21 protein-coding genes are annotated in these 23,607 nt (G+C 70.4%); 7 read left to right on the top strand and 14 right to left on the bottom strand.

Annotation, left to right across the window (positions count from 1 at the left end; all coding sequences use genetic code 11):
• Positions 1 to 292: 292 nt before the first annotated feature.
• The 3 genes from ACGFIE_RS33110 to ACGFIE_RS33100 form a co-directional block, all read right to left on the bottom strand.
• Positions 293 to 520 (bottom strand): hypothetical protein, encoded by a 228-nt coding sequence (locus ACGFIE_RS33110; protein WP_393302388.1) that lies wholly within the window; start codon positions 518 to 520, stop codon positions 293 to 295.
• Positions 521 to 607: 87 nt separating this feature from the next.
• Complete coding sequence (locus ACGFIE_RS33105; RefSeq protein WP_393302385.1) at positions 608 to 1,798, bottom strand: MFS transporter; 1,191 nt, start codon at positions 1,796 to 1,798, stop codon at positions 608 to 610.
• Positions 1,799 to 1,879: 81 nt separating this feature from the next.
• On the bottom strand, positions 1,880 to 2,371 hold the full coding sequence (locus ACGFIE_RS33100) for a MarR family winged helix-turn-helix transcriptional regulator (RefSeq protein WP_393302382.1): 492 nt from the start codon (positions 2,369 to 2,371) through the stop codon (positions 1,880 to 1,882).
• A gap of 103 nt (positions 2,372 to 2,474) precedes the next feature.
• Here ACGFIE_RS33100 and ACGFIE_RS33095 point away from each other — a divergent pair, with 103 nt between their 5' ends.
• Genes ACGFIE_RS33095 through ACGFIE_RS33085 form a run of 3 tightly spaced genes read left to right on the top strand, consistent with a single transcriptional unit; the run spans position 2,475 to position 5,286 of the window.
• Complete coding sequence (locus ACGFIE_RS33095) at positions 2,475 to 3,524, top strand: LLM class flavin-dependent oxidoreductase (RefSeq protein ID WP_393302379.1); 1,050 nt, start codon at positions 2,475 to 2,477, stop codon at positions 3,522 to 3,524.
• Entirely contained in the window at positions 3,517 to 4,548 is a 1,032-nt protein-coding gene (locus ACGFIE_RS33090; protein WP_393302377.1) for an LLM class flavin-dependent oxidoreductase, read from the top strand. Before ACGFIE_RS33095 ends, ACGFIE_RS33090 begins: the two co-directional genes overlap by 8 nt.
• A 30-nt stretch (positions 4,549 to 4,578) precedes the next feature.
• Positions 4,579 to 5,286 (top strand): NADPH-dependent F420 reductase, encoded by a 708-nt coding sequence (locus tag ACGFIE_RS33085; RefSeq protein ID WP_393302374.1) that lies wholly within the window; start codon positions 4,579 to 4,581, stop codon positions 5,284 to 5,286.
• A gap of 99 nt (positions 5,287 to 5,385) precedes the next feature.
• Here ACGFIE_RS33085 and ACGFIE_RS33080 read toward each other — a convergent pair whose 3' ends face one another.
• The 4 genes from ACGFIE_RS33080 to ACGFIE_RS33065 all read right to left on the bottom strand — a co-directional run bounded on the left by ACGFIE_RS33080 (position 5,386) and on the right by ACGFIE_RS33065 (position 9,386).
• Positions 5,386 to 6,105 (bottom strand): tetratricopeptide repeat protein, encoded by a 720-nt coding sequence (locus ACGFIE_RS33080; protein WP_393302371.1) that lies wholly within the window; start codon positions 6,103 to 6,105, stop codon positions 5,386 to 5,388.
• An 80-nt stretch (positions 6,106 to 6,185) separates the two neighbouring features.
• On the bottom strand, positions 6,186 to 6,944 hold the full coding sequence (locus ACGFIE_RS33075; protein ID WP_393302368.1) for a GNAT family N-acetyltransferase: 759 nt from the start codon (positions 6,942 to 6,944) through the stop codon (positions 6,186 to 6,188).
• 91 nt (positions 6,945 to 7,035) lie between these two features.
• Positions 7,036 to 7,725 (bottom strand): TMEM175 family protein, encoded by a 690-nt coding sequence (locus ACGFIE_RS33070; protein WP_393302366.1) that lies wholly within the window; start codon positions 7,723 to 7,725, stop codon positions 7,036 to 7,038.
• 122 nt (positions 7,726 to 7,847) lie between these two features.
• Positions 7,848 to 9,386 (bottom strand): polysaccharide lyase family 1 protein, encoded by a 1,539-nt coding sequence (locus ACGFIE_RS33065; RefSeq protein ID WP_393302363.1) that lies wholly within the window; start codon positions 9,384 to 9,386, stop codon positions 7,848 to 7,850.
• Between the two features lie 794 nt (positions 9,387 to 10,180).
• Between ACGFIE_RS33065 and ACGFIE_RS33060 the strand changes: the two genes are divergently transcribed.
• Both ACGFIE_RS33060 and ACGFIE_RS33055 read left to right on the top strand, forming a co-directional pair.
• Positions 10,181 to 11,929 (top strand): cellulose binding domain-containing protein, encoded by a 1,749-nt coding sequence (locus ACGFIE_RS33060; RefSeq protein WP_393302360.1) that lies wholly within the window; start codon positions 10,181 to 10,183, stop codon positions 11,927 to 11,929.
• A 201-nt stretch (positions 11,930 to 12,130) separates the two neighbouring features.
• The gene (locus ACGFIE_RS33055) at positions 12,131 to 13,060 is read left to right on the top strand and encodes a hypothetical protein (protein ID WP_393302357.1); all 930 of its coding nucleotides are present in this window, start codon (positions 12,131 to 12,133) and stop codon (positions 13,058 to 13,060) included.
• A 44-nt stretch (positions 13,061 to 13,104) separates the two neighbouring features.
• Here the strand turns inward: ACGFIE_RS33055 and ACGFIE_RS33050 are convergent, their stop codons facing one another.
• From ACGFIE_RS33050 to ACGFIE_RS33040, 3 genes are all read right to left on the bottom strand, one after another.
• Complete coding sequence (locus ACGFIE_RS33050) at positions 13,105 to 14,187, bottom strand: glycosyltransferase family 2 protein (protein WP_393302354.1); 1,083 nt, start codon at positions 14,185 to 14,187, stop codon at positions 13,105 to 13,107.
• 57 nt (positions 14,188 to 14,244) lie between these two features.
• Positions 14,245 to 16,029 carry a hypothetical protein gene (locus tag ACGFIE_RS33045; protein WP_393302351.1) on the bottom strand — a complete coding sequence of 595 codons (1,785 nt, stop codon included), beginning with the start codon at positions 16,027 to 16,029 and terminating at the stop codon, positions 14,245 to 14,247.
• Positions 16,030 to 16,200: 171 nt separating this feature from the next.
• Positions 16,201 to 17,667, bottom strand: coding sequence for an endo-1,4-beta-xylanase (locus ACGFIE_RS33040; protein ID WP_363684009.1), 1,467 nt, complete (start codon positions 17,665 to 17,667; stop codon positions 16,201 to 16,203).
• A 607-nt stretch (positions 17,668 to 18,274) separates the two neighbouring features.
• Here ACGFIE_RS33040 and ACGFIE_RS33035 point away from each other — a divergent pair.
• Together ACGFIE_RS33035 and ACGFIE_RS33030 are read left to right on the top strand one after the other, a co-directional pair.
• Positions 18,275 to 19,084, top strand: a complete 810-nt coding sequence (locus ACGFIE_RS33035; protein ID WP_393302348.1) for a hypothetical protein — start codon at positions 18,275 to 18,277, stop codon at positions 19,082 to 19,084.
• 13 nt (positions 19,085 to 19,097) lie between these two features.
• Positions 19,098 to 19,379, top strand: a complete 282-nt coding sequence (locus ACGFIE_RS33030; RefSeq protein WP_393302346.1) for a hypothetical protein — start codon at positions 19,098 to 19,100, stop codon at positions 19,377 to 19,379.
• A 99-nt stretch (positions 19,380 to 19,478) separates the two neighbouring features.
• Here ACGFIE_RS33030 and ACGFIE_RS33025 read toward each other — a convergent pair whose 3' ends face one another.
• From ACGFIE_RS33025 to ACGFIE_RS33010, 4 genes are all read right to left on the bottom strand, one after another.
• Entirely contained in the window at positions 19,479 to 20,402 is a 924-nt protein-coding gene (locus ACGFIE_RS33025) for a SpoIID/LytB domain-containing protein (RefSeq protein ID WP_393302343.1), read from the bottom strand.
• 6 nt (positions 20,403 to 20,408) lie between these two features.
• Positions 20,409 to 21,293 carry a peptidase inhibitor family I36 protein gene (locus tag ACGFIE_RS33020; RefSeq protein ID WP_393302340.1) on the bottom strand — a complete coding sequence of 295 codons (885 nt, stop codon included), beginning with the start codon at positions 21,291 to 21,293 and terminating at the stop codon, positions 20,409 to 20,411.
• 34 nt (positions 21,294 to 21,327) lie between these two features.
• Complete coding sequence (locus ACGFIE_RS33015; RefSeq protein WP_393302337.1) at positions 21,328 to 22,182, bottom strand: peptidoglycan-binding protein; 855 nt, start codon at positions 22,180 to 22,182, stop codon at positions 21,328 to 21,330.
• Between the two features lie 194 nt (positions 22,183 to 22,376).
• On the bottom strand, positions 22,377 to 23,294 hold the full coding sequence (locus ACGFIE_RS33010) for an NBR1-Ig-like domain-containing protein (RefSeq protein ID WP_393302334.1): 918 nt from the start codon (positions 23,292 to 23,294) through the stop codon (positions 22,377 to 22,379).
• Positions 23,295 to 23,607 lie beyond the last annotated feature (313 nt).

The raw sequence follows: 23,607 nt of genomic DNA, 5'->3' as shown, positions 1-23,607 counted from the left end.
GCTGCGCAGGCCGTTGGCAGACCCTCGGACGACCAAACGTCCGATGTGTTTCGGGAAGATTACTCCGGTGTCACGCAATAGGCAACGGTCGATCGCCGGGAGGATCGCCGGCGGCGGACGACGCTTCTCGGCGGAGGCGGATGTGGGGTACCGGCCGCTCCGGGCACAGCCTCGACCTGAGCGCAGGGTCGCAGTGCCACCCGCACGGCGCCGATACATCTGATGAATTGTTGCCAGTGGAGGCGGGCCCACCACGTCGGCCTCGGGGGCGATCAAGCCCCCGTCGACGCGTTCACTCCGGTGGCGTCGCCCCCGACTGCTCGCTCACCAGGTACGAGGCGTACCAGTCGGGCCAGTTGTCGTCCCGCTCACCGGTCCGTTCCTCGTGCTTGCCGTGGGCGGCGGCCGCGCGCCGCAACGCGCTCGCCAGGTCGCCCGCGGACGCGTACGACGTCACGCCCTCGACGCTGTCGACACGCGGCGTGGCGCTCGCGTCGCCCTGCCCGGCCTTCGGGCTCATCGTGGCCTCCTGGATCGCGTGCGGCACCTGCCATCGGCGATCACCACGCTACGTGCCGCTCCGGCGCCGGGTGCGGCGTTTCCGGCTTCAGCGGGGTGCCGCCCTCGTCGCCCTGCGCACCCCGAACAGGGCGACGAGGGCGAGGAGGATGACGGCGACGGAGTACTCGTCGGCGGTCCTCGGCAGGCCACCGGCGTAAACCACGAGGAAGCCGGCGATCACTGTGGGAAGGCCGAAGCCGACGTAGCAGACGACGTAGAGCAGCGACAACACGCTCGCGCGTTCGTGCGCCTCGACCAGCGGCATGATCGTCTTGAGGCTGCCCTGGAATCCCCCGCCGAAACCGATCCCGCCGAGCGCGAGGCCGACGAAGAATCCGGGCACGGACTCGGCCATCACCGACACGACCGTGACGACCATGCCCAGGATGAGGGCGACGATCCCGGTCAGGATCACGGTCCGTGCCGCCGTGTTGCGCAGCACCAGGACGGCGACCGACCCGAAGAGTGCGAAGACGAAGAGGACCAGACCGGCGACCACGATCGACGTGTCCATGAGGCTGCGCACGAGCGCCGGGCCGAGCGCGCCGAAGAAGCCGGCCAGCGCCCAGACCGCGAACAGCACCGGAACGACTACCAGCACCGGCCCGCGTACGGAGCGGGGCAGCCTGACCTCCGGCCGCAGGCTCTGTCGGGCGCCTGCCATCGGCGTGACCGTCTCCGGCATCAGGGCGACCCCGACGGCCTGGATCAGCAGGATCACGATGAGGACGACGTACACCAGCCTCGTCGGCGCGGGCAGGTATCGGATGAGCAGCGCCGAGAGCAGCGCGCCGCTGCCGGTGCCGAGACCGGGGGCGATCGAGTTCGCCAGGGTGCCGCGCGCACGGTCGATGTCGAGCATGGCGGCGCCGACGGCGCCCGTGGCGGCCCCGGCCGCGAGCCCCTGCACGAGGCGGGCGGCCAACAGCGCGGGGACGCCGTTGGCGAGGACGAAGACGACAAGCGAGAGGATCTGCACGGCGATCGCGACAGCCAGGACCGGACGCCTGCCGACATGGTCGGACAACCTGCCGAAGATGAGCAGCGAGGCCAGCACCGCGAGCGCGTAGACCGCGAACACCAGGGTCGTCGTGACCGGCGAGAAGTGCCAGCGTTCCTGGTAGATCCCGTAGAGCGGGGTCGGCGCCGCCGACGCGGCCAGGAACGACACCAGGATCGACGCGAGCAGCACGAGGGAGACGGTCGGTGGCAGTCGTGTCCGCCCCGCGATCGACATGTCGGTGCTCCTCCGGCTGCGCGGCTGGGGTGTGGGGCCGCAGCCGCGTACCCGCTGGGCAGCGTCGCATGCCGACCCGGCCTACTCCTCGGGGCGCGGTCCGAGGTGCTCGCGCAGCGTCGCCGCGATGTCGCCGGCCGCGCGGAGCTGATCCGGTGCAAGAGCGTCGACGAACAGCTCGCGGATGGCGCGCAGGTGCGGGTAGGTCGCCTGCGCGAACGCCTCCGCCCCGCTCGGCGTGAGGTGCACCTCCGCCCCACGGGGCACTGTCGCGCACTCCTCGCGACGAATGAGCCCGCGCCGTTCCATCCGCCCCAGGTGGTGTGAGAGCCGGCTCCGTTCCCAGCCGATGTGTGCGGCCAGGGCGGACGAGCGCATCCGCTGGCCCGGCGCCTCGGTGAGTGCGAGCAGGACGGCGTAGTCCCCCGACGAGAGGGAAGAGTCGACCTGGAGGCGTGCGGCGACCCGGGAGGTGAGCACCTCCGTCGTCTCGACGAAGTCTCGCCAGATCCGCAGCTCCTCCGCGGTCGGCAGCTGGCGGCCCCTCCGCCGCTCGGGTGTGGCGTTCGCCATGCGAATCTCCCGGGGAATTGACGCGTCAATCAGCAGGTTAGCATGATTGACACGTCAACCGAGCTTCCCAGTGGTTGGCGGCGAGGATCGCCGAGGAGGAGACATGACGGCGGAAAGCTTCGAACTGGGGCTCAACTCGTTCGGCGAGGTGGCCACCGACGGCGACCGGACCCTGAGCGACGCCGAGACCGTACGACTGCTCGTGGACGAGGCCCGGCTCGCGGAGTCGGTAGGGCTCGACGTGTTCAGCCTGGGTGAGCACTACCGGGAGGGCCACAACGACTCGGCCACACCCGTCCTGCTCGCGGCGATCGCGACGGCGACCGAGCGGATCCGCCTCGGCACCTCGGTCACGGTGCTCAGCACGAACGATCCGGTACGGCTCTACCACGAGTTCGCCACCCTCGACGCGGTGAGCGACGGCCGGGCCCAACTGGTCCTCGGTCGGGCATCGGCCACCGAGTCGTTCCCGCTGTTCGGCTACGACCTGGCGGACTACGAGCGGTTGTTCGAGGAGAAGCTGGACCTCTTCCTACGGCTCCAGCGCGAGGAGACGGTCACCTGGTCCGGGACGGTGCGCAGTCCCCTGGTCGCCCAGCGACTGCATCCACGGATGCGACCGGGTGGAATTCCGACCTGGATCGGCGTCGGCGGGAGCCCCAACTCGGTGGTCCGCGCCGCCCGTCACGGGCTTCCTCTCCTGCTCGCGATCATCGGGGGGCGTCCCCAGCGTTTCGCCGGCCACGTCGACCTCTACCACCAGGCGCTCGAACAGTTCGGGCAGCCGACGCAACCGGTCGGTCAGCACTCGCTCGGCCTCGTCGCGGACACCGACGAGGAGGCGGTGGAGACCTGGTGGCGGTACTGGCAGCCGACCGTGGCGCGGCTCGCCGAGGAGCGCGGCTTCTACAAACCGGACCGCGCGCGCTACGAGGCCGAGATCGACCACGGGGCGCTGTTCGTGGGCTCACCGGAGACGGTCGCCCGCAAGATCGCCACTATGGCCCGCGACCTGCGGCTGAGTCGGTTCGACCTGAAGTACGACATCATGCACCTGCCTCGCGAGGCACGGGCGCGCACCATCGAGCTGCTGGGCAGCGAGGTCGCGCCGCGGGTCCGGGAGCTGTTGGCGAAGGAGCCCACCAATGTCTGATCTCGTGTTCGGCCTCGACACCTTCGGTGACGTACCGGAGGACGACTCCGGCAGGCCCGTGTCGCACGCCGCCGCGATCCGGCAGGTCGTCGACGAGGCGGTGCTGGCCGACGACCTCGGCGTCGACGTCATCGCCCTCGGCGAGCACCACCGTCCGGAGTACTCGGTCTCGACGCCGGAGACGGTGCTGGCGGGCATCGCCACCCGTACCTCGCGGATCCGGCTGTCCTCCGGCGTGACGGTGCTGAGCTCGGACGACCCGATCCGGGTGTTCCAGCGTTTCGCCACTGTCGACGCGCTGTCACACGGCCGGGCCGAGGTCATCCTCGGCCGGGGCTCGTTCACCGAGTCCTTCCCCCTGTTCGGCTACGACCTGGCCGACTACGACGTGCTGTTCGAGGAGCGGATCGAGCTGTTCGCGAAGCTGCTCGACGAGCAGCCGGTCACCTGGAGCGGCACCACCCGCGCGCCGCTCACCGACGCCGACGTCTTCCCCAAGACGGAGTCGGGGCACCTCACCACCTGGGTGGGCGTGGGCGGCTCACCACAGTCGGTGGTACGCACCGCCCGGTACGGCCTGCCGCTCATGCTCGCCATCATCGGCGGCGCTCCCGAGCGTTTCGCGCCCTACATCGACCTCTACCGTCGGGCGGCCGACCAGCTCGGCACCACCGCGTACCCGGTCGGGATGCACTCTCCCGGCTTCGTCGCCGACACCGACGAGGAGGCCAAGGAGCTGTTCTGGCCGCACTACCGGGTCATGCGGGACCGGATCGGCGCGCTGCGGGGCTGGCCACCGATCCGCCGTACGGAGTTCGACTCCGAGGTCGAGCACGGCTCGCTCTACATCGGCTCGCCGGAGACGGTGGCCCGCCGGATGGCGAAGGCCATCCGCAGCCTGGGGGTCGGTCGGTTCGACCTCATCTACACCGCCGGCGCGCAGCCCGTGAGCGCCCGCATGCGCGCCGTGGAGCTGTACGGCGCCCGGGTGATCCCCATGGTCCGCGACATCCTGGCCGGCTGACCAGCCGGCCGACACCCTGGAAAGGACGACATGTTCGACAGCGCCCCCGACCCACCCCGGACCCTCGCCATCCTCGGCGCAGGCAAGGTGGGCACCGTACTCGCCCGGCTCGCGCTCGCCGCCGGCCACCGGGTGCTCGTCGCCGGCTCCGGTGACCCGGCGAAGATCGCGCTGACCATCGAGGTGCTCACGCCCGGAGCGGTGGCGACCACCGCCACCGACGCCGTGGCCGACGCCGACATCGTCATCCTCGCCCTCCCGCTGGGCAAGTACCGGGCGCTCCCCGCCGAGACGCTGCGCGGCAAGCTCGTCATCGACGCCATGAACTACTGGTGGGAGGTGGACGGCATCCGCGACGACCTGACCGACCCGCGCACCTCGTCCAGCGAGATCGTCCAGGCGTTCCTGTCCGGCTCGCGGGTCGTCAAGGCGTTCAACCACATGGGCTACCACGACCTCGAGGACGAGGCGCGGCCGTCCGGCGCGGCCGGCCGCAAGGCCATCGCGATCGCCGGTGACGACGAGACGGACCTCGCCCCGGTCGCGTCCCTGGTGGACGCCCTCGGCTTCGACCCGGTCGTCGCCGGACCCCTGGCCGAGGGGGTACGACTCGAACCGGGCAGCGAATTGTTCGGCGCGAACGTGAGCGCCGACGAGGTGCGCGCGATGCTCGACCGCTTTCCCGCATCCGAGCGGGGCCGAGCCGTCGCCACCGCGCGAGCCGGCAGGAACGGCTAGACGAGTAACTTTCCATTCAAGGCAGGGCGGGGGTTGCGGCGAAGGGCGCTGGCCCACGGGAAGTGACGCGCCCGCAGCCGCGGTCCGGGCGCGGATGTCTCAGTCGTCGAAAGCGGTACGGGGATCGAGACGGTGGCCCCGCTCGTGCTCGGTCGCGAAACCGTCCGGGCCGAGCGCCTCGGTCGCGGCGTCCCGCACCACGGCGAGGTCGGCCGCGTCGTCCGGGTCCGGCACCTGGCCCAGCGCCGCGAACGCCGCGTCGGCGAGGCCGACCATGCGCGCCGCCCGCGCGTGATCACCCTCGGCCGAGGCGAGGGCCGCGCCGGCCACACAGACGTACGGCACGAAATCGTCCCACCCCTGGAGGAACACGCGGGCACGGCTGACCCCGAACAACCTCCTCGCCTCGGCGAGGTTGCCGAGACCCAGCTCGCAGAAGGCCAGGTTGTGCGTCTCCGAGTTGACGATCTCCGGCTGGCCCAGAGCCTCGTTCAGCGCGATGCTCTCCCGGTACAGGTCCCGCGCCCGCGCCAGGTCGCCTGCCATCCGCGCCACCGCTGCCAACACGTGCCGCGGCCGTTCCTCCAACGCGCGATCACCGGAGCGCACCGCGACGTCGAGTGCCTCCCGGGCCCGCGTCTCACCGAGCGGCAGGTCACCGCCACGAATCGCCACCCGGGCCAGGCTGTACCGGGCCTCCACCTCGCCCGCCGCATCGCCGACCGCCCGGGCCCGCTCGATCTCGGCGGTGCTCATCCGCACCACCGTGTCCGTCTCGCCACGCCGGAAGGCCGAACGGACGTCGTCACTGAAGCTCACGGATGGCGCCCTCTCGTGTGTCGTGCCCGGTCGCGTCGGCGCGGTGTTCCCGCCGTTGCCCGGGCCGCCTCCGCCCACCGTCAGGCATGGAAGGCGGTCCAGTTCTCCAGGAGGCGGAAACCCATCGACTCGTACAACGGCCGGCCGAGCGCGCTGGACTGCAGGTACGCCGCATCCGCTCCGGCCGCGACGCCGTCGCGCAGCACCTCCTCGGTGAGCACGCGACCCAGACCGCGACCCCGCGCACCCGGAACGACAGCGATGTTGAACACGCCGACCACACCCCGGGTCCACATGCCGAGCCCGGTTCCGACCGGCTGACCGTCCTCCTCGCACAGGTAACCGACGATGCGCTCGGCGTCGAGCACATCGCCGCCCATCAGCGATCCGAACAGACCGTCCGGGACCTCGAACCCCCTGGTGAGGACGTCCGTGTACCGATCACTCTCGGCCGCGCCGACCCGCCGCACCAGCTCGCGCCGCGCCGGGTCGGCCCGGAAGACCAACTCGTCCGCCGTGCAGCCCAGCAGCGGCAGCTCACTGCGTTCCCGGAGCCCGTGCCGGCCGGCGAGATCGGCAACCGCGCCGTCCGCCGCGGCCCGGGTCATGACCGACCACACAGGCACCTGCCGGCCCACCTCGGCCGCCAGCTCGTCCAGCGACTCCAGATCCGGCTCCGGCGACAGGTCGTAGGCGACGTTCAACGTCGCCGCGCCCGCGTGGGTCACCGCGCCGCGGGCAGTGCCCCGCTTCGCGTACCAGCCCTGCGGAGTTGCCCCGCACAGATCCTCGATGGCGTCGTCGTACGCCGTCGCCATTCGATCGGCGATGGTGTTCATGGCCCTCCCCCGGACGATCTCCAGCGAAGCCAGAAAGATAGCCGCAGGGTCGTGACCTGCGCGAATCGGGTCCGGCGGAGCGCCGGGTGGATCAGCGCGGGTGGGCGTTCCGCCCGCGCCACCACAGCCGGTGGCGGAGGCCCTGACTGGTGGCGCCGTGGAAGATGATCATCACGACCACGCCGATCAGGCCGAGCAGTGGGGTCACCAACCAGCCGAGCACCCCGGTCAGGCCGTAGAGGACCAGGCCGACGATCGGACGTGCCTCCTGGACCCGGACCTGCTCCTGGTCGACCGTTTCGGCGCGCAGCGCCGGGTGGCGGCGCACGTAGGCGAAGAGCACCCACCAGGGCGCGGACATCAGCGATGCGGCGAACGCGTACAGGACGACAGCCACGCGCAGGTCGTCGGTGTTGCCGTCGGCCAGCGCCGACGCCAGGACGGCGGTCGGGAACGGGATGATCACCACGCCGAAGAGGATGGCGAGATTGATGGAGCTGAAGGCGGGTGTGGTGCCCCGGACCAGCTGGAGCACCGCGTGATGGTTCAGCCAGAGGACGCCGACATAGATGAACGACACGACGAAGGCCAGATAGGATGGGCCCTCCCCGAGGAGCCCCTCGGCCAACCCACCCTCGTGGAACTCCGGGACCCGCAGATCCAACACCAGCAGGGTGATGACGATGGCGAACACACCGTCGCTGAATGCCGCCAGGCGACCCGCGTCGGTCACCGCGGGACCGCCATCGCCCGCCTGGGTACCCTCTTGAGCTGCGGACATTGCCGTACGCTAACAGCCGGCGAACCGCTCGCGAGCGCGATTGCCGCGACCCGTGCGGGCGTCCTTCGTGGACCGACGCGTCGGGCGGGAGCGGCCCTTGCCGCCCCCGCCCGTCCCGGTCGTCAGGAGGCGTACGTCTCGAACTCGCCGACCCGCGGCGTACCGCTCGAGCTGTTGATCTTGAAGGTGATCTTGCTCAGTGCCGTCGCGGAGAAGGTGATCGCACCCGCGCCGCTGCCGGAGGCCAGGACGGCGCCCGTGTCGTGGTTGACGAGCTGCCAGGCACCGATGGAGCCCTGGGTCCCGGAGGGCTCCCGGATGATCACCCGGGACACCCGGGTGGCGGACCCCCACTTGATCGAGATGGACCCGGTCGACCCGACCGGCGACCACCAGGTGCTGTTGTCGCCGTCGCGCACGTTGCCGTAACTGGTCCCGCTCGCCTTGCTGGAGCCGTCGGCGCCGGCGCCCAGACTGAGGTTGGTCCCGCTGGTCGGCGGAGGCGTGGTGGGCGGCGCGGTGGTCGGTGGCGCAGTGGTCGGTGGCGGCGTCTGCGGCGAGCAACTGCCGTCGGAGACCCGCAGGCCGGTATTGGGGCCGGCCGTCTGACGGACGACGTCCGGCACGCAACTCGCCGCGTCGAGGCGGTACGCGTACGGGATGCTGACCGTGGTGGTGGACGTCGGGTTGGGGCCGGCGGGGTAGTTCTCGCTGCCGGCGCTGGACCAGGTGACGTTGTCGAAGGTGTTGCCGCTGACCTGCCAGTAGCCGCGCTCGTTGGTGTAGAAGGTGCCCAGGACGTCCTTCGAGTTACGGAAGTAGTTGTTCTCCACCTTGGCTCGGGCGCCGGCCCGGGAGTTGATGCCGGACTCGTGCAGGCTGACGTAGTGGTTGTTGTAGATGTGCGCGATGCCGCCGCGCAGCAACGGCGCACGGGAGTCGATGTTCTCGTAGAGGTTGTGGTGGAAGGTGACGAACCCGTTGGAGAGGTCGCTCTCGCTGGACCCGATGAGTCCGCCACGACCGGAGTTGCGCAGGATGCTGTACGACAGGGTCACGTACTGGGTGTTGTCCTTCATGTCGAAGAGGCCGTCGTAGCCCTCCGACTCCCCGCCGGACGCCTCCAGGGTGACGTGATCGACCCAGACGTTGCGCACCGTGCTCTCCATGCCGATGGCGTCTCCACCGTTGGAGGTCGGCGAACCCGACTTCTTGACGTTCCGGACCGTCACGTTCTGAATGATGATGTTGCTGGAGTCCCGGAGGTGGATGCCCAACTGGTCGAAGACCGCTCCGCTGCCGACCCCGATGATGGTGACGTTGCTGATCTGCTTGAGCTCGATCACGCCGTCGGCGGTGTTACAACTGGATCCCGACACCTTGCTGGTGTTGCCGTGGTTGATCGTCCCCGTGACCTCGATGGTGATCGGGGTGCTGCTGCTGGCGCGTCCGCAGAGCGCGGCGTGGATCGCGGTGCCCGTGCTGGCCCGTACCGTCTGCCCGCCCGCGCCGCCGGTGGTCCCGCCGTTCTGGGTGGCGTAGCCGGTGGCGGCGCCGGCCGCCGCCGACGCGTGCGGGGTGGACAGTGTCACCCCGACCGCGACCCCGACAGCGGCCGTAACCACCGCCGCCTGAAGTCGCAGTGCGACTGGTCGTCTCATCTCGCGTCTCCTTCATCGTCGTTTCGATGTGCCGACGGCAGCGGCGATCGACGCGCCGACCCTCCTCGGGGACGCGAGTCAGGTCGATCACTGTGCATTGACGGCAACAAATTGCTCGCCAATCGCCGAAACCTTCGTCGCCCTGGCGTGCGCGGCGAAACCGCTGCCCAAGCGGCACGTCCACCGGAGGCGTATCCCGACACGCGCCGCCCGGCTCGGGGGAGGAAACATCGACGTAACGCAATCGTAGGAAAGCGGTTTCCCTTTCGGCAAGGGCTGGCGTTTGCAGGTTTTTTGCAGACGTCGGTCAGACGGGGGGCCACCGACCCGGGTCAGCGCCCCGCCTCACCACGTTCGCCTGACCACGTTCGCCTGGCCACGTTCGCCTGACCGCGGAGCCAGCCGGACCGGTGCCGCCGACGACGTCCCGCGCCTCGTCCGAGCGGGCGGGCAACCCGCGAGGCATTGACACGCACCACTCGACGAAATAAATTCCGGGCAACGAGAAACTGTTTCGTGCGCTCGCCGTGCGGCACTCACCCGCGAGCCTGCGAATGAGCAGCGAGGCCGGTCCGATCCATGGGCCGGCCGGCAGAGGAGGGTGCCGCAGTCCCGCCGGGCCGTTCGCCGCACCATCGCCGTCATGCCGCCGCTCCCGCATCCGCGACCGGCGACACGCGGCTCGGTCCGGTGCCGACGTCCCGGTCGCCACACCGGCGCTCCCCCGGTGATCCCTCGCCCTTGATGAGGGCTGGCGGTCGACGGCCGCCACCACCACCTCAGGAGAAGTCCGAATGAGAAAACGAAGAGTGACCAACGCCGCCCTGGTGTCGGCCGGCGCCGTCCTACTGGCATCGACGGCGGTCGCCCTGGCCGCACCGGCCGGAGCCGCCGCCGCGGGTTGTTCGGTGAACTACGCCGTGTCGTCGCAGTGGCAGGGTGGCTTCGGCGCGAACGTCACCATCACCAATCTCGGCGACGCGGTCGGCAGCTGGACGCTGACCTGGTCCTACAGCGCCGGCCAGACGGTCACGCAGGCGTGGAACACGACTCTGACCCAGAGCGGCGCCGCGGTCACCGCCAAGAACGTCAGCTACAACGGGGCCATCCCCACCAACGGCACGGCGTCGTTCGGGTTCAACGGCTCGTGGACGAGCAGCAACCCCGAACCGGCCAGCTTCGCGCTGAACGGTGTGACCTGCACCGGCGACACGACGCCGACCACCCCGCCGCCCACCACGCCACCACCGACGACACCGCCGCCGACCACGCCACCCCCGACCACGCCACCCCCCACCACCCCGCCGCCCACCGGGCCCGCGGACATCACGGTGAACGGCGCCACCCGGTACCAGACGGTCGACGGATTCGGGGCCGCGCAGTCGATCTGGGGCAGCGCCTGGTCGACGACCGACACCCAGACGCTGGTCGGGATGGGCCCCAACCAGCTCGGTCTGTCCATCGTTCGCACCGGCCTCTCGCCGGTGTCCAGCGAATGGGCGACCCACGTGAGCTCGTTGCAGACGGCGAAGTCGTACGGGTCGAACGTCAAGATCCTCGCCTCGCCCTGGACGGCGCCGGCCGCGTGGAAGACCAACAACAGCCGAACCGGCGGCGGCAAGTTGAAGACCGACTACTACGACGACTACGCGAACCATCTGAACAGCTACGTCCAGTACATGCGTGGCCAGGGCGTCACCATCGACGTCACATCGGTGCAGAACGAGCCGGACTGGCACCCCGACTACGACTCGATGGACTGGAGCGGCACCGAGCTGCGCACCTTCGTCCGCGATCAGGGCACGAAGGTGCAGAACAGCAAGCTGATGGTCGCCGAGGCGGTCAACCTGAACTACGGCTACACCGATCCGACCCTGAACGACGCGACCGCCCGGAACAACATCGGCTACATCGGCGGCCACCTGTACGGCACCGAGGACTCGGGCCGGCTGAAGCCGTACCCGTTGGCCCAGCAGTACAACAAGCCCGTGTGGATGACGGAGTGGAACTACCACGAGGCGGACGGCAGCGGCTCCAACATCTGGGGCAACCCCGCCAACCAGGCCGTCTGGGACGAGACGCTCGACGACATCATGCGTACGGTGCACAAGTCGATGGAGGCCAACTGGAGCGCCTACATCTGGTGGTACGGCAAGCGCTACTACTCCTTCATCGGCGACGGCGAGGCGGCCTACGGCACCACGGCGGGCGCTCCGCTCAAGCGCGGGTACGCGTTCTCGCAGTACGCGAAGTACGTGCGGCCCGGCTACCAGCGCGTCGCGCTGACCAAGAGTTCCAAGGCCTCGCCGCTGGAGGTCACCGCCTACCAGGGTGACGGGAAGATCACGCTGGTGATCCTCAACCGGTCGAACAGCGCGGTCAACAACGCCGTGATCCAGGCGCCGCAGAACGTCAGCAAGGCCGAGTACTACCTCACCTCGCAGAACGTCAACGCGGCCAGCCAGCCGACGAGCGTCAACGGAGGACAGGCCACCATCAACGTCGGCGCCCGCAGCATCTCCACCCTCGTGTTCACTCTCTGACCGTGTCGACGTGGCGTGGGGGTGTGCGCGATCGTGCCCACCCCCACGCCCCACCGCGTCAACGCGTGGGACCACCACCGCGCCGACGTCGGAGTACGAGGTCCCCGACCGCGTCGCGCCACTGCGACTCCCTCCCGGCGGGGATCGACCTCCCCGACCGGAGGGGACCGCTTTTGCCGGCGCCCCGCGAGGATCGGACGCATGACGACATCGGCAGCGCGCGGCAGGGGTAGCGACCTGGCCTACGCAGTCCTCGCCTGGGCCGTGGCCTACGGCGGACTACGTCTGGCGTGGACGGTCGGCGAGGCGCCGGAGTTCCCGCCGTTCGGGTCCGACCTGCTCGGTTTCACCGGCTGGTGGTCGGTGGGCCTGTGCCTGGGCACCGGCGCGGTGGCGGTGGCGCTGGCCCGGGCGACGACCTGGCGGCCGGTACTGGCGGGATTCGCGTGGACCCTCGGCGGGGCGCTGGTCGCGGCGGCCGCGATCCTGCTGCCGGAACTGGTGAGTCTCCTGCTGTTCGCTCCCGGCCCGTCGTTCGACCCGGTGGCGTTCGCGAGTCGGCTCGGGTGCGTCACCGGAGCGGCCCTGCTCGGCCTGACCACCGCCCGCTATCAGCGGCGCACCCGGGGCGACTGTCCGGACTGCTGCCGCACCATCGCACCCGGTCGACGGCGCTCGGTACCGGCGCCGTGGGCACGCTGGGCCGCGTACGTCTCGGTGGCCGGCCTCGTGACCCGGTTCGCGGCCCAGGTCGTGGTGGACCCCGACGGCCTCACGCGGGACGCCTCGATGATCGGGTTGGAGATCGGACTCGTGCTGGCCGGGGCGCTGTTGCCGCTGGCACTGGTGGGGCACTGGGGTGAGGTCTGGCCGCGCTGGGTGCCACTGCTCGCCGGCCGCACGATCCCCCGACGGTTGTTGCTGGTGCCGGGCTTCGGGCTCGGAGCCGGCATCGTGGCCTACTTCGGCATGGGGCTGACACAGGTGGCATCGGGATCCGAGAGTGAGTTCTCCGACGCGTTCCTCTGGGTGGCCATGTCGGCGTACCTCCTCCTGGGGCTCGGCCTGCTCGCCGCGTCCGCCGACTACCACCTGCGCACCCGCGGCGCGTGCCGCTCCTGCGGTCGCTGAGCAAGGCCATCCCGGCGGGACGGCCGACACCCGCCGGCCCGGTGTCAGCTCGGGTCGCGGTCGTCGACCTCCTGCCGGCGGGGCGCCGAGGGCCGGCGGAAGGCTTCCTCGCGGGCCGGTACCGTCCGCTGGCCCCGTACGGTCGCGCGTGGCGCGGGTGGGACCGACAGCCGCGGCGCCTCGCCGGTCTCCGCGAGCAGGTGCTCGGTCTCCTGCACCAGATAGTGCGGTCGCCGCTTGGTCTCGTAGTAGATCCGGCCGATGTACTCCCCGATCACGCCCAGGATCGTCATCTGGATGCCGCCGAGCCCGATCACGCTGACGATGATGGTGGTGTAGCCGGGGACGTCGATGCCCTTCTCGACGGCGTCCGCGACCACCCAGGCCATGTAGACCAGTGCGATGAGGGTGAGGAACATTCCACCGTAGATCGCCAGGCGCAGTGGCCTGTTGTTGAACGACAGCAGGCCGTCGAACGCGTAGTTGAAGAGCTTGCCGAACGTCCACCTGCTCCGCCCCGACTGCCGGGTCTCGTTGGGGTGGGCCACCACCGCCGTCCGGAAGCCGATCCAGGAGAACAGTCCCTTGGAGAACCTGTTGTATTCCGGCATCGCCAGGATCGCGTCCACGGCGAGGCGGGACAGCAGACGGAAGTCGCCCGCCCCGTCCTGCAGGCGCACGTCGATCCACCAGTTGATCATGCGATAGAAGGACCGCGAGGCGACCATCCGCACGAACCGGTCACCGCGCCGGTCCCGGCGCGCGATCACCTGGTCGAAGCCCTGCTGGTACAGCAGCACCATCTCGGGCAGCAGACGCGGCGGATGCTGCAGGTCGGCGTCCATGATGACGACCGCGTCGCCGGTGGCCCGCTGCAACCCGGCGAGCATCGCCGCCTCCTTGCCGAAGTTGCGGCTCAGCGACGTGTAGCAGACTGTGGGGTCGGCGGCGGCGAGCCGACGCAGCGCCGCGAGGGTGCCGTCCTCGCTGCCGTCGTCGACGTACACCACCTCGACGTCCACGTCGGGCAGCTCGGCGAGGGCGGCACACACGGTCTCGTGCAACCGCTCCACCGACTCTTCCTCGTTGAAGCAGGGCACCACGACGGACAATCGCACAGTCGTCACCCCACCCGGCCCGTACGCGGGCAGCCACCGACGCCGGCCCACCCGGCGCCGGCACGGTCAGAGGTGGTAGACCAGCGTGCCATCGAGATCCTCCCGGGTGATGCCCAACCCGTCGAAGGGCCGGGCCGCGATGCCGTCCCACGGCGTCCCCGCGGCGCGGCTCGGTACGACCAGCACCGACCGCACGCCTATGCCCCGCAGGTACGCCACGCTGCCCGCATCGGGGAACGACGCCACAGCCGTCCGGGTCTGCGCCTGGCTCACCGGCTCGAACCCGGCCAGACCGTTTGTCACCCGGGGGAACCCGTCGGTCGTCCACAACATGTACGCCAGATCGCCCAGCCCGCCGGCCGGCAGCACCAGGATCGGGTCCTGCACCGTGCTCATCGCGGCCGGCGGCTGCGGCACGGTCGGGTGGGGTGTCCGGTTGACGCCCTCCAGGGTGACCACTGTCAACGGCACCAGCAGGACCAACGGCGTGAGGATCCGCGTCCACTGGCGGGGTGAGGACTCGCGCAGCGATTCGGCCAACGCCGTCACCGCTCCGGCGGCCAACACCGCCAGCAGCAGGCTCGTCCAGTGCATCATCCGCCCGGGGGTACGCAACGCGTCCCAACCCGGCAGGAGCGTGGACAGGGTCAGGTACCCCGGATCGCCGTCACCGCCGAGCGTGGCGCCCAGGCCCAGCAGCACCGTGCCGAGCACGCCGAGCCCCAGCGCGACGCGGTGCCGGATGGGATACGCCGAGAGGAACAGCCCCGCGGCGGCCAGCCCGATCAGCATCATGCCCGGCAGCAGCGCCATCTCCGGCGGCCAGGACAGCTGTTCGCGTGCGGCGGCGTGTCGCTCGCCCCACAACCACGAATCGGCCGGCGCGGTGACGAAGCCGAGGAGCGGAGGCGAGAACATCTTCGTCCAGTCCAGCGTCCGCTCGGCCTGCGGGTTGAGGTCGACGACCCGCAGGTAGACCATGCCCAGCAGCAGCGTCACCGCGCCGAACGCACCCCCACCGAGCAGGTCGGCGAGCAGCAGCCGCCGGCCGAACGGCGGGCGCTCCCGCCGCCTCCACCAGGACCAGCCGTAGCAACCCGCCGCCACCAGAACCGTGGCCAGCAGGAAGTACACGAGCGGCAGGCCGATGCCGAAGCCGAGACTGACCTGCCAGGCGGCGACCAGCCACCCGGCCAACGCCCAGCCGGGCCGTCGCAGCTCCGGCCGGTACCCGTGACGCAGCGACCAGCCGTGACCACGGGCCAGCATGGCCAGGGACAGCGCGATTCCGGCGCTCGACAGGATGTTCAGGTGCCCGGAGTGCGCCAACCGCCAGGGCGCGTACGCCCACGCGACCGCGGCGACCGCGCTGCCCCACCGGTTCGCACCGAGCTGCCGCGCCAGGGCGTACGCCCCGAGGGACGCCAACGCGTGCAGCAGCACGTACAGCACGTTGTACCGGATCACGGCGGCCTCGAAGCCGGAGCCGAGCAGCCCGATCGGCGCGTAGCCGAGCAGGGTGTCGCTGTAGGCGTACGTGTATTTCTCGGGGTAGAACGTGTTGGAGTTCCAGAGGTCGGCCGGGTTGCTGAGCAGGGCGTGCCCCGACCAGGCGACCTGCCACGCCTGCAACAGCGGGTCACCCAGGTCGCCGGGGATCGTGCTCGCGGGATGCCGCAGTGTCGGCCAGGTCAGCACCGCCGCCACCAGCAGGCTCGCCAGTACCGCCACCGTCCATTCGGATCGGGCCCAGCGCCATCGACCCCAATCGGCCGGCGGCCGGTCGCCGGAGGTCGGCTCGGGCGGCACGCTCTCCGTGGTCGGTGGCGGGGTGGCGGACCGGATAATCATGAAATAGATGCTCTCCAATAGTGCTGGCCTTGTCCATCCGCAGTCCGAAACGTGGATGCGCAGGCACCGGGTTCAACGGCCGGGTACCGACGCGCGTCACGGTCAGCGGCGACGGTGGCGCGGACGAGGTGCGTCCGCGCCACCGCGCTGCCGGTTCAGCGGGTCAGGAGATTACCCGACTCGGACCAGTTGCCACTGCTGGTTGGTGCCGCCCCAGTCGGCGTACTGCACGATGTTGCCGCCGTCGGCGGTGGACGCGCCCTGCACCTCGACGGCCTTGCCGCTGTTGCGGTTGATCAGGCGCTGGTAGCCGCCAGAGGACTCGGCCAGCCGGAACTGCTGGTTGGTGCCGTTGGCGTCGCTCCACTGCACGACCGGCGCGGAGTCGGCGGTGGAGCGGTTGGAGACGTCCAGCACCTTGCCGGAGTTACGGGACTTCAGCCGGTAGTAGCCACTGCCGGAGTCCACGAACTGCCACTGCTGCCACGCTCCGTCGTTACGGGCCCACTGGTCGATCCGGGCGCCGTCGGTGGTCGACCGCTCGTACACGTCGAGCGCCTTGCCGCTGTTGCGGTTCACCAGGACGTACCAGGCGGTGGTGTCCACCCCCGTGCCCGGCGGGGGCGTGGTGGGGTTGGTGCTGCCCCCGTTGAGGGCGTTGAGGACCGAGGTGTACGCCGCCTTCTTGTTGCCCGACCCGTCGAACAGCAGCGCGTTGTCGCTGCCGCGCCACGAGTCGCTGTCCCGGACGCCCCAGGTGGTGATGCCGGCGCAGCGTGCGACGGCCATGCAGGCACGGGTGACCGCGCCGTAGATGTTGGCCTGGTTGGAGCCGGTCATCACGTCGAGCTCGGTGATCTGCACGTCGACGCCGAGGTCGGCGAAGCGCTGCAGGTTGGCCTGGTAGTCGCTGGCCAACGTGGTGCCCAGGTGGGACTGGAAGCCGACGCAGTCGATCGGGACGCCGCGGGACTTGAAGTCGCGCACCATGTTGTAGATGCCCGTGGACTTCGCGTTGATCCCGTCGGTGTTGTAGTCGTTGTAGCAGAGCTTCGCGCCCGGGTCGGCGGCGCGGGCGGCGCGGAACGCCGCCTCGATCCAGTCGTTGCCGGTGCGCTGCAGGTTCGAGTCGCGCCGTCCGCCGCTGCCACCGTCGGCGAACGCCTCGTTCACCACGTCCCAGGCGTAGATCTTGCCCCGGAAGTGGGTGGCGACCTGGGTGACGTGGTTGATCGCGGCGTTGCGCAGCGCGGTGCCGGACATGCCCTGCGCCCACGGCGGCTGCTGGGCATGCCACAACAGCGCGTGCCCCCGGACGCTCATGCCGTTGGCCTGCGCGTGACTGACGAGGCGGTCACCACCGGTGTAGCTGAACTGACCCTGGGACCGCTCGGTGGCGTCCCACTTCATCTCGTTCTCGGGGGTGACGCTGTTGAACTCGCTGTTGAGGATGCCGGTGTACTGGCTGTTGGAGAGCTTGCCCGTCGCGACGGCGGCACCGAAGTAGCGGCCCTTCTCGGCCGCCGACGCCCTCAACGTCGTTCCGGCGCTGGCCATGGGCGCGAGCGCCACAGTCATACCCGCGGTCAGTGCGACAGCGAGGGTCGCCGTCGCCAGCAGAGCTTTCTTGGGTCTCATGTCGTTCCTTCTCAGTGGTTGCATCGGTGGGGTGATGTGCCACGTCACTCAGGACGAACTGGCCCCGACGGCTGGTGCCGGTGTGAGCCAAGGAATCCGGGACGGTCATCCTGGGCACCTCGCACCGGCACACGCGGCCTGGCCGGCGCTCGCCGGTAACCACGCGAGTCCTGAACGACGTCCGCTGCCCGGGGACGCCGTGCTTCTTCGAGGCGCGACCGCGGGACTCGCCCGGTGAGCCACCGACGCCGCCGACCTCTGCATCGAGAGTGAGCGATAACATGCTGTTCGTCAAGACGTAACGAGCCGGCCACATAGCCACCCGGCCGAATCGGTTCGCGCTGCCCGTCTCATCGTTACCTGTCGACGTCCGCGCCGAAACGGGTCGATGATCCGTCCCTCCTCGACGCGCTGAGCGCACCGGGCGGAGGTCTTGTTATCGCTCACAGTCCAGGTCACCTGCCCCGCGAACGGCAGGGGGTGTGGAGCGGGGTCCACGTGCCGGTCGCGCGCGGCGCAGCCGGACCGACGCGGTGTCGGCACGCCGGCCCGCGACAGGTGTAGCGCGAGGTGTCGGGGGGCAACAGTCCGGCATGGGTGGGAGCGCGTGAGGCGGCCGGAGCGGCGTCCGCCGCCGACCGCGCTCGGCGCTGCGGCGTTCGGGGCGGCCGCGCTGGGGGCGGCAGCGCTCGGTGCCGCCCTGGGCGCGGAGCCCGCGTACGCCGGCCCGTCGCCGTCGCCGTCGACCGGCTCAGCGGCGGCCGACGCCACCGCACCGGGGATCGTCGGGGCGCTGCTGCACGACGTGGTCGAGAGGCCACTGGGCGTCGACCTGCCCCTGCCGACCGCGATCCCCCTGCCGGTGCCGACGGTCCTCCCGCTGCCGGTGCCGACGGCCATTCCCCTGCCCCTGCCGACGGCCACCGCCGCACCGAAGCCATCGGTCGAACCTTCGACGGCCGCGCCAACTCGACCACCCCGTGCGCGACACCCCGCTCCGCCTCCCACCGCGCCCGTCCCGTCCACCGCGGACTCGCCGGCCGCACGTCCCACCCGACAAGCACCGCAGACACAGCTGACAGCGAGGGCGTCCCGCGCCGGCCTCCCCGCCATCGGTCGCGCGCCGGCTCGAACGCCTGTCACGATGACCACTCCGCTTCCGGCGCCGCCCCCTCCGGCCGGGCCCTTCCCCGGTCAACCGGCGCTGGCGCCGGCACACGTGTCCGCATCCGTCGGCACCGGTGTCGGAGGGCTCGACCAGACGTCGTCGGCGACCGACGGGCCACCACGCGTCGCACCGCTGCACCGGGGGCGCGCCGTCGTCCCCTTCGACAGCCACGCCGCCAGTCGGCCCGTGGAGCGGGGTCCCCCGCCGCCGCGGCAGCTCCTGATCTTCCATCCGCGTCCACTGCGTTGATCAGGAGATAATCATGGAACTGGCCGTTATCTGGGTACCCGCCGACATCGAGCCGTCGGAGCACGCCATCGCGACATGCCTTCACCACCTCCGCCGACATGACTACCGGTTGAACGGGATCATGCGGGCAGCGTGGGAGAGGGTCGAGCAGAAGATGGTCGACGGTGAGGTGGACGTGGTCGTGATCGCCGACCTCGCCCACCTTCCACCGGACCGGTCGCCCCGGATCGAGGTGGCCGCCCCGGAGTCGAGCGCCGACAAGTTCCGCCCGGTGTCCGGCACGGACCTCGGCTGACACGATGAAGCGCCCCGTCCAGATGTGGACGGGGCGCTTCGTCGAGCCCGGCGGACCCGCTCAGGCAGAGCCCGAGGATGGTTCGGTTGACGCGGAACGTCAGGAGACGACCACGTCGCGGTAGTAGTAGCGCAGGATCGTCTGGTAGCTCTTGCCCGCGTTCGCCTGGTCACGCGAGCCGTACTGCGACAGCCAGTCCCCGTCCACCCAGCCACCGCACGCCGTCGTGGTCGCACAGTAGTGGGCCTGCAGGATGTTGCCGCTGCGCGTCATCCGGGTCGACCAGGTGCTGTCGACCGCGGCGGACGTCGACGCCTGCGCCGACGACGGCCGGTAGACCTGGTCGCCGGTGTCGTCCCGGACGTCGTAGCACTGGCCGCCGGAGGTCTTCCGGGTCGAGTGCAGCGCCCAGTACCAGCCGTAGCTCTTGACTGCCACGGCGCCGGCCTCCAGCGAGGCTCGCGGCCAGCTCGTGATCCACTCGTTCGGGAGGACGTTCTTGACGTACGTCTTGAAGTCGACCCGGTCGACGCGACCGAGACCGACCCGGTAGACGAGGATGGTGCTCGGCAGCTTGGTGTTGGTGCCGTCGGTGCTGCAGCCCGTCGACCCGCTCAGCAGCTCGTGCGAGGCGTTGTTGTTCTTCAGCGTGGCGTTGAGGTTGCCAGTCGCACCGGCCGCGAAGTCCTGGTAAGAACCGGCGAAGTTGCTGTTGAAGTAGACCCGCACGGTCTTGCCGGTCCGGTTCCACACCGACGCCGCGTTGTTCTTCACGCACAGGCCCTTGCCGGCGCCCGCGCCCTTGAAGTCGTAGCAGGACGGCTGGGTCGTGCCGTAGTCGTCCAGGGAGTCGGTGAAGTCGGAGACCGAGCCGGCCTGGTTGCTGTTGTAGTAGTAGCAGAACTCGCCGCTGTCGCAGGCTCCGTCCCGTGCGGCAGCCGATGCCGGCGACGCGACACTCAGGATGGAGGTGCACATGGCGAGGACGGCGCCGACGATGGCGAGGCCCTTGCGAATATTCACAGCGTCCTACTTCTCGTTGTAGCCCTGGGAGTTCCAGAACGCGGTCGGGTCGGCGTTGTCCAGGGTGGGGTCACCGACGCTGACGGCCGCGTGGGTCTGCCGGCCGGCCCGGACCTCGACGTGGGTGTGCGCGCCCGAGCTGGAGGACACCCCGTGCCACGACTCGTCGGCGATGATCTCGCCCTTGCTGATGGCGTCGCCCACGCTCACCCCGGACTTCGGCGCGGTGTGCAGGTAGATCACCGTCTTGTTCAGCGAGGAGTTGTAGACGGAGATCGTGGACAGGCCGCCGCTGCCGGTGCTGCCCCGCGCGACGTAGATGACGGTCCCGGAGACCACCGCGTGCACGTCCGAGCCGACGCTGCGAGCGATGTCGATGCCCTCGTGCCGCCCGGGCGTGGTGGTGTAACCGTCGAAGCCGCACGTGACCGAGCCGCCGCTGGCCTGGTACAGGGCGTACGACAGGTTCGTGCGCGCCGACGGCGAGAACTGGTGCGAGGCGTTGTTGTTCTTCAGCGTGGCGTTGAGGTTGGCCTTCGCGCCGGCGGCGAAGTCCTGGTAAGAACCGGCGTAGCCGCTGTTGTAGTAGACGCGTACGGTCTTCGTGCTGCGGTTCCAGACCGAGGCGGCCTCGTTCTTGATGCACAGGCCCTTGCCGGCGCCAGCGCCCTTGAAGTCGTAGCACGAGGGCTGCTCGGTGCCGTAGTCGTCGAGCGACCCGGTGAAGTCCGAGATCGATCCCGCGTTGTCGCTGTTGTAGTAGTAGCAGAACTCGCCGCTGTCGCAGACCCCGTCGCGGGCCGCCGCCGACGCGGGCGATGCGAGGCTGAGGATCGAGGTGCTCGCGGCCAGCACGACGCCGGCGGCGGCGAGACTCTTGCGGATGTTCATGGTGTCCTTTCCGGAACGGTGTTAGGGGTGCGGGTCACTGCCCGCGCTGGTACTGCTCCCAGGTCTGGATCGGGATCCGGGGGCCGTCGTCCGGGCCACGGTTGGCCAGGCCGTTCATGCCGAGGTAGTAGTCGCCGACCTGGTGCTGCGCCTGGCTGGACAGGTCCGTGTCGTTGATCGCCGTGGCGTGGATGTGCCACGGCCAGTCACCCTGACTCGGGTCACGGACCCAGGCGGCGAAGCCGACCTGTCGGAGCGCCCGGACCACAGCGGTGCGCCGGGCCGCGGTCATGCCGGCCACCGCGATGTCCACCACACCCCCGCCGTCGTGCGTGCCGGCCGAGGTCGGGTCACCCCCAGGGTTGTACGAACCCTGTTCGAGCAGCAGGGTACGACCGAGCAGACGCTGCGCCTCGGTCAGCATCGCCTGGGTACGGGCATTGACGAGGTACCCGTCACGCGGGACCTTCGCGCCCGGTCCGATCGTGTTGCCGACTGTGAAGCGGTTCAGCCCGAGCTTCGTCAGCGACGTCGTGCCCGGCAGCCCGTTCGCGGCCAGGCCGGTGTAGCCGAGCGAGCGCTGGTAGGCCGCGTACGCCGTGATGGTCACGGTGCCGAAGTAGCCGTCGACCCACTGCGCGTCCAGCAGATTCCTGGCCTGGAGCGCCTGCTCGACGGCGAGCACGGAACTCTTCGCACCCGGGGTCAGGGTGTTGTCCGCCCGGCGGGGGTCGATCTGGGCGGCCAGGACGGTGGCCTCCATGTCCACGACGGGCCGCGCGGCTGTCGCGACGGTCCGCTGCGCGGTGGCGCCGGATGCCGCGTGGGTCGGGACGCCGACGGCCACGCAGAGCGCGGCGAGCCCGACGGTCAACCAGGGACGGCGCAAGATGGGTCCTCCTCTTTGTTGGTGAGTCGTTCTCGGTTCGACATCACCCTGCGAGAAGTGCCCCGCTGTTCGGTACCCCCGGTGTCCTGTCAGATCCGTCAGGCCGTCATTGACCTCGGCGAACGTGGTGTTGTCAGTTTGGGTCGGGCCCGCACCTGACACCGGCGTTCGCGTCCGGACGGCCGCTCGAGGGCTCAGGCGGTCACGGTGACCATGAAGTACACCGGCCGGCGGGTGGGGAAGTACTCCCGCCCGGTCTCGTCGACCATCTTCCAACTGACCCAGCACTTGCCGGGGCGGCTCGGCGCGGTCACCCGAACACGGATCATCACCTGCTCGCCGGGCGGTGTGTCACCGATCGGCACCCGATCCGGCGTCCGACAACCGGCACCGTCGGCGGCGGGGTCCATTCGCACCAGGAACCTGTTGTGCCAGTCGACCTTCCCCACGTTCGCGAGGGCCCACACCTTGTCGAACTGGGCGTTCACCTTCACCTGCGTACCGTCGGGGATGGTGACGTCGGCGACGAACTTGCTCGCGTCCCCGGGGATCAGCGAGTCCGAGAACGCCGACGGCGACGCCGCCGACGGCGACGCCGCCGACGACGGTGCCGCGGACGGGGTGCCGGAGTCGTCGGGGGCCGAGTGACCGCGAACGGTCACGCCCAGGACGACGGCCACCGCCACCACCAGCACCACCGCGGCGGCGTTGAGCCACGGAAGCCGGCGGCGCCGCGTACCCGCGACGCCGTCCTCGGCCGGTGGATCCTCGACCTGCTCCTCCGGCGCCGACGCGGCGTCATCCGACGCGGGATCGGCCTGCCCGCCGGCCTGGTCCGTCACCGGGCCCTGCGCGGCCTCCCATCGGCGCCGCCACTGGGCCTCGTCGGCCTCGCAGGCCCGGACGAACTCCCGGGTGGTCTCCCACGAGGGGAACCTGGTCCCCGCGGCGGCCTCGTGCAACGTCGTGTGCGAGATCCGGCCCGATCGCGCCGCCATCTTCCGGAACGACGGGTCTCCGACCGCTCTGCGCAGCGTCCGCAACTGCTCGGCGAACCCCTCGGCGGCCCGTCCGTCCTGAATCGACTGCGCGGCGGCACGCTGGTCCTTCATCGGTCCCCCATGTCAGACGACGTCGTCAGGCGTTGTGAGAGCGTGTCAGAGGTTACCGAACGGGCGACGGCGGCCATCAATCTGTCGGGGGGCCAACACGCGGACGGTGTGCGGCGTGTTCCGGGGTGGATTCTCGGTGCGGGGCGCAGGAGACCGAAGTGTGCCGGTGACCGGCCGAGGGGGGGGGGGGGCCCCCCCCCCCCCCCCCCCCCCCCCCCCACCCCCCGGGGGGGGGGGGGGGGGGGGGGGGGCCCCCCCCGGATGGGGTCGGTGGGTCAGGTTTCGGGTTTGGGGTCTTCTGGGTCGTTGGCGT

The sequence above is a fragment of the Micromonospora sp. NPDC049275 genome (assembly GCF_043197115.1).
Lineage (GTDB): Bacteria > Actinomycetota > Actinomycetes > Mycobacteriales > Micromonosporaceae > Micromonospora.
Note: the sequence above shows the minus strand (reverse complement) of the source record. Positions and strands in the feature narration are given on the sequence as shown.